The following is a 12,978-nucleotide window of genomic DNA, read 5'->3' as shown; positions in this document are numbered from 1 at the left end:
GTATAGATTATAGGAACTGATCGTATCTATCATTCTTGAGAATAAAAGGTCCGTCTGAGTAGAATTATTAGGAAAACTCAAGGCGGATTTTTTGATAGATAAATGCATTAAGAATCCATCTGAAAGGGATAAATAAGATCAACTAAGTTTATACCACAAAGTAATAAATTTGATATTTATATTTCCTATAATGATTGGATAAAAAGGTTACTGACATTAAATATTTCAGTGAGATTGAGAGATGTTTGACATGGAGAAGACAATTGTTGTCGCATTAGGTGGCAATGCAATTTTGGCAAAGGATGCCAGTTATGAAGCCCAAAAGGTAGCAATCAACCGTACAGCAAAAAGTTTGGCGAGACTGGTACGTAAAGGAAATCGACTAGTGATTACCCATGGTAATGGCCCCCAGGTGGGTAATCTTTTATTGCAACAATTAGCAGCTGATAGCTCTAGTAATCCAGCGCTCCCGTTAGATACACTTGGGGCAATGACTCAAGGAAGCATCGGGTATTGGCTTGCAAATTCATTGGCAAATGAACTAACAGATATCAAACCGAGTATCGCCACAGTTATTACCCAGACTGAGGTTTCGTCTGATGATCAGGCTTTTAATGATCCTACCAAACCAATTGGACCATTCTATTCAGAGTCAGAAGTTGCGCAATTGCGTCAAGGAAATCCAAACTTTCAGTACAAAGATGACTCCGGACGTGGTTGGCGCAGGGTCGTTCCAAGCCCGCAACCTATACGAATACGAGAAATTGATACAATTAAAAAATTGGTAAATAACCAGGTTATAGTCATTGCTGGTGGTGGCGGTGGGATACCCGTCACATATCGAAATGGTCAATTAGTTGGTGTAGAAGGAGTGATCGATAAAGATTTAACTTCTGCTAAATTGGCTGAGCAATTACAAGCAGACGAGTTGTTAATTCTTACTTCTGTTGATCACGTTTTTCTTAATTATAGAAAATCAAATCAAATTGAATTAGACAATTTGGGTATTGAGGATGCGGAAGTCTTGATTTCAAATGGCGAATTAGGAGCTGGATCAATGTTGCCTAAAGTTATGGCGGCTAAGAGTTTTGTTGAGAAACGTCCGCATGCGCGAGCAATCATTACTAGTTTAGATAATTTGAGTCAAAATTCAGATGAGCAAATAGATGGGACAATCATTTCAAATGTATCAACTGGGAAAGTACTCTAAAGAGTCATGGATGGGTTGGAATCGAGCTTATAAAGGTTTCAAATTTAATAAAATTAGACATTAGTTGAAGGATAACAACCTGTATAAAAGCGGGTGAATTATAAGTAATCAGATTACTCCAGACAATGCTAATTATAATATTTAAAAATTTATCAAAATTCATAATGTCCTGGACAGTGAATTTCCAATAAATTCAATTTTAATGAGTCAAAAGCCGATTTCTCTATTTAAACGACTAATCTTTCGGACAGTGCACATTAATTTTAAGCTGAACGATGTCTTGGATAATTTCCGTTATACTGATAGTAAGTGGTACTTAAAAAGTTTCTAAAATACGATTCTTTTACGGTGCGATCAGTTGAGTTGTTATTACTTCTTAGCGCTAGTAGTGGCGGGGATGATATTGGACATCAAATGAACGTTCTAGATTCTGCGTTATTTCGACATTTCGATTAGGGCTTGTCCTTGTAATAAATAACCTATAAAGACATTGTTCAATTTTAAACGGTTTTAAAATGCAATATAGCAGCATTACCAAAAAATGTTATAGTTTAGTATATTAAAGTGGTGTTTACCTATTTTTTAAGGATTTAGAGAATTTTTGTGTGCTTTCCCCAGACATCATTTTATTATGTAATCTGAAGATTATTCGATGAATTTAAGCAGTGTTATTGATATAATACCGTAAATTTTGAAAAATAGAGCATATGTTAAGAATAAAAAAACTAACATATACTTTAATAAGTTGTGACTTGAATTGCTTAACTCACGTTCATGATTTATGCTTAGAAATAGTTACAATCAGACGTAATGAAAGTTTCTATTAAGCAATAGACAGGTGATGTTAATGTCAAAGAAAGTGACGATTAAAGACATAGCGGTGTTAGTGGGCGTTTCGACAGCTACGATTTCTCATTATTTAAACGGAAATTATGGCAAAATGTCTGAAACAACAAAAAAATCAATTGAAAATGCGATTGAATTAACAAATTATCGACCCAGTGCAGTTGCAAAGGGATTAGCAACAAATGAATTTCGCATAATAGGGGTTGTAATCGCAGATATTACGAATCCTTTTATTTCAACTGTGATGAAAGGAGTGAATGATGCTTGTCGAGAAAATGGATACGCGGTAATTTTTACGAATTCAGATAATGATATTCGAATGGAAATGAAAAATATTAATGAATTGCGTCAGCAGAATGTATCTGGCATTATTTTAGACTCCGTATCTGCAGATAATCCGTTAGTTAAGACATTGGATAACTCAGATACAGTGATGGTTGATCGACAGTCTAAAGAAGTTGCCATTGATACAGTTGTTTCCGATAATGAAGCTTCGACGTTTAGATTTATAAATTATATGAAAAAGCAAAAATATAATCAGATATTTTTTGTTTCATTGCCTTTAACTGGTATTTCGACACGTGAACAGCGCTATATTGGTTTTAAAAAAGCGCTTAGTTTAGTAAATGATGACAATTTAATAATTTTAAATGGCGAAAGTGATCAATTAAAAAAGAAATTGCAGAATATTATTCAAACTAAACAGGGGAAAGTTGGATTTTTTACAGTTAATGGACCTACCTTGTTACGGTTTATGGAACTTATGAATTCAATGAATTTCAGATATCCTCAAGATTATGGAATTGGTTCTTACGAAGACTTAGACTGGATGAAAATTTTAAAACCAGGCATTACGTGTATCCGTCAAGATTCCTATGGTATTGGTAAATCAGCTACAAATCATTTATTAAACAAGATTAAATCTAAAAGTTATCAAGAATTGGCAAGAACAATTGAGATACCAACTGAATTGATATATAGAGATTCACTTTAGTGTATTAGTATCCGGCAGTATAAAAGTCGGATACTTTTTTAAGCTGTGCAGTTTTATGGTTAACCGATTAACCATCAAATGACAAACCATTTCCACAAATGCTTATTTTTTTGGGAGAAATTATTTTTGAATTTTCATTAAAAAAAGCCTTGATTTAAGCAAATATAGGTATTATTATGAACTTGCAAATGATTGAAAACGCTTTCTAAACTTCAATCATTTACTATAATAGTTTGATATATGGTTAACCGGTTAACCATATTTACCGATTGGGAATCGAAAGGATGAAGGAGGATCACTTTAAATGTCAAAACCTAAGGTATTAGTTACGGGTATTGTTTCAGAAAGCGGGCTTACTGAGTTAAAGCGGAAATTCGAAGTGACTTATTCCAAAACAGAATTTAATCGGTCATACATTTTGAAAAATTTATTTCAATTTGATGCACTGTTACTTATGGGACAAAAAGCAGATAGGGAGTTACTGGATGCTGGAACGCACCTTAAAATTATTTCTTTAAATGGTGTGGGCTATGATCACGTTGATATTAATTATGCCAGAGAGAAAGGTATAGTAGTTTCAAATTCACCAGAAGGAGTTAGAATTCCAACAGCTGAAATGACAATGGCGTTGATACTTGGTACGGCAAAGCGTCTCCATTTATATGATAAAGTCGTGCGTTCCGGAGATTGGCTTGATGTCAGCAAATCAGAATTTCAAGGAATTACTTTGAACGGTAGAGTATTAGGTATCTTTGGAATGGGTCGGATTGGTAAAACAGTTGCAAAGTTAGCTAATGCATTTGGAATGAACATTATTTATAACGATGCTTATCGATTATCCAATGAAGCTGAAGCTTCAATAAATGCTAAGTTTGTAGAGTTTGACGAGTTATTGAATCAATCGGACGTAATTAGTATTCATGCGCCATTATTGGATTCCACGAAAGGCATCTTTAATCTTAAAGCGTTTAAAAAAATGAAGAGTACTTCCTTCATTATCAACGCAGCTCGTGGCCCAATTATCCATGAAGCTAACCTAATAACTGCCTTGACGAATAATGAAATAGCAGGAGCCGGTTTGGATGTATTTGAGTTTGAACCCGAAGTTTCTGAAACTCTTAGAAAACTTGATAATGCATTGTTTGCTCCACATGCAGGGACTGGGACTGTCGCTGCAAGACATGAAATTGCTCAAGAAGCTGCCAATAATATTATTTCTTTTTTTGATGGGGAACCTATTAATGTTGTAAATCCATAACAATATCTAGATTGGAGATTTCATTATGACTAGTAAAAAAACATTGAAGCAGATTATTTCAGAACAAGACAAATGTTTCTTAGTCCCTTGTGTATACGATTGTGCATCGAATCGGGCAGTTGAAATGTGCGGCTTTCCAGTTAGTTTATTGAGTGGCGGAGAGGTATCTATTAGTATGAATGGAATGCCAGATTATGGTTTTACTAACTTAACCGATCTGGAATGGGTTGTTAGTCGGGTAGCCACTACCAGTTCAATGCCTTTAATCTGCGACATTGAAGATGGCTTTGGTGGTCCATTAGCCGTTTATCGTTCGGCAAAGCGTTTAGCAGCAGCGGGCGCTGCTGCAGTTCAACTTGAAGATGCCGGTGATATGGAAGAATCAACAAATATTTTACCTCGGGATAAATATCTGGCAAAAGTACGTGCAGCCTTGGCAGGCCTTAAAGGAACTAACTGTTTATTAATTGCGAGAACTAATGCAGATCCAGACATTCCGGCGGAATTGAAAGAAGGAAATGAGCGTCTTAAAGCAGCAATGGACCTTGGTGCTGATTTGGCAATGTTCGTTAAAATTACTAAGTATGAACAAGCTGTTGAAATGGCTAAAGTAGTAACTGGTTGGAAGATTTTTGCTGATGTTCGAGGAGACAATGGTGTACCGGCTGTGACTATGGATCAATTGACCGAACTAGGTTTCGTCATGTGTTCAACCCATTACACGATGAAGGCTGCAATGGAAGGCATGCTGGAACATGGGATACAGAACTTTAAGAATCAAAGCGTCGCTTATACCTTTACGCATGCTTCCGGGACTGGCAAACCAGACTTCAGTGCGTCACCATTATTTGAACCTCAACAATATCTTGAACTAGAGAACTCATTTACTGGACAAAATAAGGAATATACAATCGTCGGACATCATGTTGATGATTATCCAGAAGGTTTTAAGCACGTAGATATTGAAGAACGTTTCTAAATTATTGAGATCAGGGGGAAGGACAAATGAACATTGTATTTGTTGTTCTTGGGCTAGTAATTCTACTAACTCTAACACTAAAGAAATGGAATGTTGCTATTGCAGCGCTGGTCAGCGTTGTTTTTATCATTGCCTGTAGTGGATTACCAATTATGAAAACACTGACTAATGCATATTTGTTAGGCTTCACTAATTTTTTAAAGGGAACCTGGCTCATGCTTTTATTAGGGGCAGTTTTGTCAAAGATTATTGATATTACTGGGGCTGCGAGATCAATTTCCAATTTGATTATTGGTGCCCTAGGAATTAAGCGGGCTATTCCGGCCGTAATTATTGCCGGAGCGTTACTCACATACGGTGGTGTTCAGGCCATGGTTGCTTGCTTTGCACTTTACCCAATTACGCTGGCAATATTTAGAAAAGCGAATCTACCGCGTTATTTGATTCCTGCGGTTATTGGTGCTGGGATTTTTACCTGGGTTAATATGCTTCCAGGTAATCCAGCAATCGTCAACATTATTCCTTCGCAATATTTAGGAACAACACCAATGGCTGCTCCTGCTTTAGGTATTATTGCAGCAGCTATAGCGTTTACTTTAACGATTATTTATTTCAGCTATCAAGTCCGTAAAGCAAAGAAATTAGGAATCGGATTTGAGGCGGATGAGGATACTGAAAAAGTGTTAGCTCAGTCGGATGAGTTAATTAAAAATGGTAATTTACCTAATCCTTGGTTATCGTTAGTACCGCTTATCAGTATTGCAGTTACTTTGAATGTTTTCAAAGCGGATATTGCTATCGCCCTTTTTGTGGGAATCTTATTATGCGTAATTTTCTTTTGGAAGAATTTGCATGGTATTCGAGAAGCAGCATCTGATGCCGCAAATGAGGCTGCCAAAATTGCCATTCTTTCTTCAGCTATAGTTGGTATAGGTAGTGTTATTCAAGCCACACCAGGGTTTAAGCAAACTATCAAAGTAGTGATTGAATCAGGTAAATCAGGAGCAAACCCTTTATTAATTTTTACAATTGCAACAGCCATTTTATGTGGATTGTGTGCATCAGCAATGGGGGGGTTGTCAACTACATTGGCAGCTTTAGCGAAACCTTTCATGCAAATGGGTGTTAATGCGGCTGTATTACATCGGATTGGTGTCATTGCCTCAACTAGTTTAGATTCGTTACCTCATAGTGGTGGTATTGTGGCAGTTCTAACGATTGCTAATGTTTCTTATAAAGATGGTTATAAACATTTATTCATGGTCACTGTTGTAATTACATTATTCGTTGCATTATTGTCAACTCTTATTGCGCCGTTACTTTACTCAGTTTAAAAAGGAGATATTTACTATGACAAGTAAAAAAACATTAAAGCAGATTATTTCAGAACAAGACAAATGTTTCTTAGTGCCTTGTGTATACGACTGTGCATCGAATCGGGCAGTTGAAATGTGCGGCTTTCCAGTTAGTTTATTGAGTGGAGGAGAGGTATCTATTAGTATGAATGGAATGCCGGATTATGGTTTTACTAACTTAACCGATCTGGAATGGGTTGTTAGTCGGGTAGCCACTACCAGTTCAATGCCTTTAATCTGCGACATTGAAGATGGTTTTGGTGGTCCATTAGCCGTTTATCGTTCGGCAAAGCGTTTAGCAGCAGCGGGCGCTGCTGCAGTTCAACTTGAAGATGCCGGTGATATGGAAGAATCAACAAATATTTTACCTCGGGATAAATACCTGGCAAAAGTACGTGCAGCCCTGGCAGGCCTTAAAGGAACTAACTGTTTATTAATTGCGAGAACTAATGCAGATCCAGACATTCCGGCGGAATTGAAAGAAGGAAATGAGCGTCTTAAAGCAGCAATGGACCTTGGTGCTGATTTGGCAATGTTCGTTAAAATTACTAAGTATGAACAAGCTGTTGAAATGGCTAAAGTAGTAACTGGTTGGAAGATTTTTGCTGATGTTCGAGGAGACAATGGTGTACCGGCTGTGACTATGGATCAATTGACCGAACTAGGTTTCGTCATGTGTTCAACCCATTACACGATGAAGGCTGCAATGGAAGGCATGCTGGAACATGGGATACAGAACTTTAAGAATCAAAGCGTCGCTTATACCTTTACGCATGCTTCCGGGACTGGCAAACCAGACTTCAGTGCGTCACCATTATTTGAACCTCAACAATATCTTGAACTAGAGAACTCATTTACTGGACAAAATAAGGAATATACAATCGTCGGACATCATGTTGACGATTATCCAGAAGGTTTTAAGCACGTAGACATTGAAGAAAGATTTTAATGCAAATTGAATAAATTAATTTAATAAACCACACTGCTGAGTGGAGTGCATTCATCAGTGGTGTGGTTTTTAATGAAAAATAATGAGCTCTTTGAGTAGAGGGTGTTTTGATTGAAATTTAAAAAAGTATTTTCTGACAAGTTAATTCACTGTTATGCAGTATTACATTTACAAAATGCTGATCATGATTATTTAATTGTAGCGTCGGAAGAAGATGCTGCTTGCTATGCATATAACTTAGATAATCATTATGAAAAAACTACTGTTTGGGAAAATATTGGGGGCACCATGACAATGGTACAAATTCCTAATACGTTAGATTTTTTAGCCACCCAACGCTTTTACCCTGGATTTAATGCGAGTCAATGTATCATCGTCAGGGAACATTTCAATGGAATTGGCTGGGATAAGAAAGTAGTTGGCTTTTTCCCTTATGTGCATCGATTCGATATTGTTCCTAAAGGACCACACACTTATTGGTTTGTGGGATGTAGTATAGCCAATTCCAAAAAGAGCGTCGATGACTGGTCTGATCCAGGCAAAATTTGGATTGGTGAATTTAATGATACTTTAAATCAAATTCAAGAATTAAGGGCATTAGATGTCAAATTATTTAAAAATCATGGTTATTATAGAGTGCCAAAACAAAACTTCAGCTTTATTACTGCTGAGGAAGGCATTTTCAAGTTAAATTACCCGAGTTCTGGAAGTGACTGGGTATTGGAAAAAGTATCAGATACAGAAACTAGTGACATTGCAATGTGTGATGTTGATAATGATGGGAAATCAGAATTTCTGACCATAGAAGGCTTTCATGGTCCATACTTGAGTGTTTTGAACGCATGTTTTGAACCAGTTATTCATACTGAACCATTAACTCCTTTTGGACACGCAATTTGGGGTGGCCAACTTGAAGGTGAACCAGGTTTTATCTTTGGTTATCGAGCGGGAAATCGTGACTTACTTTGGTTAACTCTGAATAATAGTCAATTAAAATATACGTTGATTGATAAAAATGTTGGATCAAGTAATGTATTAACATATTTCAAGAATCACGAATCATTTATTCTTTCTGCAAATCGTGAATCAAGTGAGATTGCTGTTTATTTAGTAAGTAATGGATAAAGGAGTGCTTGGAATGACTGACTATTATTTAACCGTTGACAACGGAGGTACTAACACTAAAAGCATTATTTTCGATAGTCAAGGGAGCCAAGTGGCCTGTACATCGTTTTCAACGCCGAAAATTGAAAATATTTCTGGATATCACGAAATTGATTTGGAACTGTTATGGGATAAAATCGCCGATGCTATTCAAGAGACTATTCAAAAAGCAGGAATCATAGCTTCTGATATTAAAGCAGTGACCCCTGTTGGGCACGGGAAAGGTTTGTACGTCTTAGATGAGCATAATAGAATTTTCTGTCATGGTATTTTGTCAACGGATAATAGAGCTACGCAGATCGCTGAACAATTCGAATCTCGTATTAACGAAATTTATGATATCAGTTTGCAACATATAATGCCGAGTCAAGCACCAGTTTTATTAAATTGGATGAAAGTTAACGAACCAGCCGTATATCAAAATATAGGGACAGTCTTGTCTGCTAAAGATTTTATACGATTTAAACTTACCAATTGTTTGGCGCAGGAATACGGTGACGCATCAGGGAATAACTTTTTAAATCTTAGTTCAAAACAATATGACAAGGAACTTTTTAACTTTTTTGGAATTCCAGAATGTCTAGAAAAAATGCCTAAACTAGTAAAATCAACGGATATTGTCGGGGAAATAACTGAAGCAGTGGCCCAGAAAACAGGCTTAAACTCTGGAACACCAGTAACTGGAGGCCTATTTGATATTCACGCTTGCACTCTCGCTACGGGGGTTTTAAACACTAATACGTTTAGTACTATCGCTGGCACTTGGAATATCAATGTATATCCTAGTGACAAACCATCATTGATTGAAAGCAACACAATGAATTCTTTGTTTCCAACTGGTCAATATCTAATAGAGTCATCTAGTCCGACTTCGGCAGGTAATTTAGAAATGATATTAAAACTTCTGATGAGCGAGGAACGAAATAATGCTAAAAATGCTGGTATTTCGTTGTATGAAATGCTTGAGAAATTTTTATCGGAAACTAATGCCAACTATGCAAAAACAATTTTTTTACCATTCTTGTATGGTAGTAACGTTAATTCGACAGCTGAAGGGGCATTCTTGGGGATCCGCAGTACTACTACAAAATCAGAACTCATCCGTTCTGTTTACGAGGGTATTGTTTTTGCACATCGTCAGCATATTGAACAACTAATTTCAATTTTGGGTCACAGACCCCAAGTAATTAGATTATCTGGTGGTGCGACTAATTCTGTTTCCTGGGTGCAAATATTTGCTGATATTTTAAAGACTCCTATAGAACTAGTTGATGCAAACGAGTTAGGCGGCCTTGGCGGAGCAATTGTGGGCGCAGTAGCAACTGGCTACTATGCTACTTTAAGCATTGCAATTCAAAAAATGGTTTCAGTAATTAAACGATTTGAACCCTCGGCTCACGAAGCTAGTTCTTATGACCAGAAATATCAGGTATATCGTCTTGCTATTAGATCATGTGCGCCTTTATGGAATTCTCTTAACCAAACACAGAAAGGATTGGGTCAATATGAATTCACTGGGAATTTATGAGAAGGCACTTCCTAAAGAATTATCCTGGTTAGAAAAGCTAAATCTATGTCAAAAATTAGGATTTAATTTCATTGAACTTTCTATTGATGAGAGTGATGAGCGACTTTCACGGTTAGATTGGAATCAGGCTCAGCGTAATGAAATTAAACAGGCCGTCAGTAGTTCAGGTACACGAATTCATACGTTGATGCTTAGTGGGCATCGTCGCTTCCCAATGGGATCGAGCGATCCAAAAGTTCGGTTGAAATCATTAGATATGGTTCGTAAAGCGATTGATCTAGCAAGTGATCTGGGTATCCGAAATATTCAATTAGCTGGCTATGACGTATATTATGACAAGAAAACGGTTTGCACTAGAGAGCATTTTATTGATGGATTAAATGAGGCTGTGAAGTTAGCTGCCGCAAAGGAAGTAATGTTGGACATCGAGACTATGGATGATCCATTTCTTAATTCCTTGAGTAAAATTTCTGAACTAAAGAAGCAAATTCATAGCCCTTGGTTGCAGGCTTATCCTGATATAGGTAATTTGACAGCCTGGTTAGGCATAAACGTTGGCAGAGACCTTGAGAAAAACATCGATAGTATTGTATCTGTCCATTTAAAAGACACTTTACCAGTTACTTCAACATCAAAAGGAAAATTTCGTGACGTACCATTTGGTACGGGCACAGTTGACTTTGAAGGGTGTTTAAAAGTGTTAAAACGATTGGGGTATCAAGGTGCGTACACGATTGAAATGTGGTCGGAAAATTCAAGTAATCCGATAGAGGAAATTAAAAACGCAAAAAAGTATTTTGATAGATTATTTGCATTGATTGGTATTGAACAGGAGAAATTGCCACCTTTTAAGAAGTCTATGGAGCGTTTTTCGTCAAGTAAATATGCAATTGCGAGAACCCAACTTGATTAATTTAGTATAATGTTTCGGAGACAAATTGAATTTTATAATGGTGTCTCATTCATGGACTTATGAGCATCAAGACATCCACTTTGTTTTGGGTTGTCTTGATTGAAGACGTTTAATTACAATAACTGACTATAGTAATGTATTTATGATGCGACTCCATCAAAATTAATGAAAATATGAGCAAGAGACGGATTGCTATATGTTGCCTTGAAGGCCACACTGTTTCCATTTGGAAGATTTGCAAACCTTGTCGGTTAATGTAGATGGGATCACTGCACCCAGATAGTTTCTCCCAAAGGTACTACAGAGTATAAAAAGCGCTACAAAATTTATCGCATATGTAATGTTTTTGGAACAGCGGGAATCACACTATCAAAAAGAGGTAATCGCAAATTTGAAACGGGGTAAATATTATGGATTATTTAAGGGATCTTGTGCTGATATTACTATGTACAGCTGTAGCTAGTCATTTTTGCAAACGAGTTAATGTTCCAGCAGTAATTGGAGAACTTCTGGTTGGGGTACTGTTAGGTCCCGCACTTTTTGGGATAGTTACAAATGATAGTTTTATAAGTATATTTGCCGAAATTGGAGTTATCGTTTTAATGTTTATTGCTGGACTGGAAAGTAATTTAGAGTTATTGAAACATTACTTATTGCAATCGACCTCGGTTGCTACCTTTGGCGTAATAGCACCAGTAGTTTTGATCTACTTTTTAGGCCGAATCTTTAATTTTAATAACGAGGAAGCTGTTTTTTTAGGTGTCACATTTGCGGCTACCTCAGTTAGTATTTCGGTGGAAGTATTAAAAGAATTAGGAAAACTTAATTCAAAAGAAGGCACAACAATCCTAGGTGCTGCTGTAATAGATGATATTATGGCGATTGTTATTCTAAGTGTACTTGTTAGTGTCTTCAGTGACGTCGGACAAACACAGTCAAGTAATACATTGAGTGGCGGTAATATTTGGGTAGGATTCGGTCTACAATTCGTGTATTTTATATTTATTTATTTAGCATTCAAATTATTAGTACCAGTATTAATGAAAATATCTACTAAAATTCAATCAACTTCTCCAGTGGTTTTAATGGCAGTCGTAATTAGTCTGGGAATGGCATATCTTGCTTCATTGTTTGGTTTAAGTGCCGTGCTGGGATCGTTTTTTGCGGGGATAGCGATTGGGCAAACTCCGTACAAACAACAAATTGATACAGAAATCGAACCTATTGGTTATGCAGTTTTCATTCCAGTTTTTTTGTTAGTATAGGTTTAAATATGACATTCAGTAATCTGTTAAATAATTTAAAGTTTATTCTTCCATTGCTAGTATTAGCATTGATTTCGAAGTGGATTGGATGTGGATTTGGCGCTAAAGTATTAGGGATGAGCATGACTTCCTCCAGTATTATTGGTTCAGGTATGGTGTCTCGAGGGGAAATGGCATTAATTGTTGCCCAAACGGGATTTTCTGCACATCTCTTATCCTCCGAATATTATTCAGGGGTCATAATTGTCATTATTTTGACGACGATTATTGCACCATTTATGTTGAAGTATACCATTAAGAAACAGGTTTCAGTGGGAGTTACAAATGTGTCTAGTTTATGAGCAAATATACTTAAGTGATTTTGTATTAGGAATTAATAAAAATGAGTAAAATCTAACGAGATAAAATTTGCTTTTTTGAGGTACTATTCAGATTTTATATAATTATGTTTTCTAAACATGATGTTTCTGCGCATACGTGATAAGCATTTTTACAAACTTACAGGTCAATGCTGATA

The 12,978-nt window shown here is 36.5% G+C and carries 9 protein-coding genes and 1 pseudogene; all 10 read left to right on the top strand.

Going from position 1 to position 12,978, the window contains the following annotated elements:
* The first annotated feature begins 250 nt into the window (after positions 1-250).
* A complete protein-coding gene (gene arcC, locus IWT5_RS02250; RefSeq protein WP_089108329.1) occupies positions 251-1,210 on the top strand; it encodes a carbamate kinase in 960 nt (319 codons plus the stop codon).
* Between the two features lie 847 nt (positions 1,211-2,057).
* A complete protein-coding gene (locus tag IWT5_RS02245; protein ID WP_089108328.1) occupies positions 2,058-3,050 on the top strand; it encodes a LacI family DNA-binding transcriptional regulator in 993 nt (330 codons plus the stop codon).
* Positions 3,051-3,354: 304 nt separating this feature from the next.
* Positions 3,355-4,308 carry an NAD(P)-dependent oxidoreductase gene (locus tag IWT5_RS02240; protein WP_089108327.1) on the top strand — a complete coding sequence of 318 codons (954 nt, stop codon included), beginning with the start codon at positions 3,355-3,357 and terminating at the stop codon, positions 4,306-4,308.
* A gap of 25 nt (positions 4,309-4,333) precedes the next feature.
* Positions 4,334-5,287, top strand: a complete 954-nt coding sequence (locus tag IWT5_RS02235) for an isocitrate lyase/PEP mutase family protein (RefSeq protein ID WP_089108325.1) — start codon at positions 4,334-4,336, stop codon at positions 5,285-5,287.
* Between the two features lie 26 nt (positions 5,288-5,313).
* Complete coding sequence (locus tag IWT5_RS02230) at positions 5,314-6,621, top strand: GntP family permease (RefSeq protein WP_089108326.1); 1,308 nt, start codon at positions 5,314-5,316, stop codon at positions 6,619-6,621.
* Between the two features lie 16 nt (positions 6,622-6,637).
* Positions 6,638-7,591, top strand: coding sequence for an isocitrate lyase/PEP mutase family protein (locus IWT5_RS02225; protein WP_089108325.1), 954 nt, complete (start codon positions 6,638-6,640; stop codon positions 7,589-7,591).
* A gap of 111 nt (positions 7,592-7,702) precedes the next feature.
* Positions 7,703-8,716: a hypothetical protein gene (locus tag IWT5_RS02220; protein WP_089108324.1), complete on the top strand. Its 1,014-nt coding sequence runs from the start codon at positions 7,703-7,705 to the stop codon at positions 8,714-8,716.
* A gap of 13 nt (positions 8,717-8,729) precedes the next feature.
* Entirely contained in the window at positions 8,730-10,283 is a 1,554-nt protein-coding gene (locus IWT5_RS02215; RefSeq protein ID WP_089108323.1) for an FGGY-family carbohydrate kinase, read from the top strand.
* Positions 10,261-11,196 carry an L-ribulose-5-phosphate 3-epimerase gene (locus IWT5_RS02210; RefSeq protein ID WP_089108322.1) on the top strand — a complete coding sequence of 312 codons (936 nt, stop codon included), beginning with the start codon at positions 10,261-10,263 and terminating at the stop codon, positions 11,194-11,196. The genes IWT5_RS02215 and IWT5_RS02210 overlap by 23 nt, the downstream gene beginning before the upstream one ends.
* A 410-nt stretch (positions 11,197-11,606) precedes the next feature.
* Positions 11,607-12,802, top strand: a pseudogene (locus tag IWT5_RS02205) (cation:proton antiporter).
* Positions 12,803-12,978: the final 176 nt, after the last annotated feature.

This window comes from Secundilactobacillus mixtipabuli, from assembly GCF_002217925.1.
Classification (GTDB): domain Bacteria; phylum Bacillota; class Bacilli; order Lactobacillales; family Lactobacillaceae; genus Secundilactobacillus; species Secundilactobacillus mixtipabuli.
This window is presented reverse-complemented; position numbering and strand designations above follow the sequence as displayed.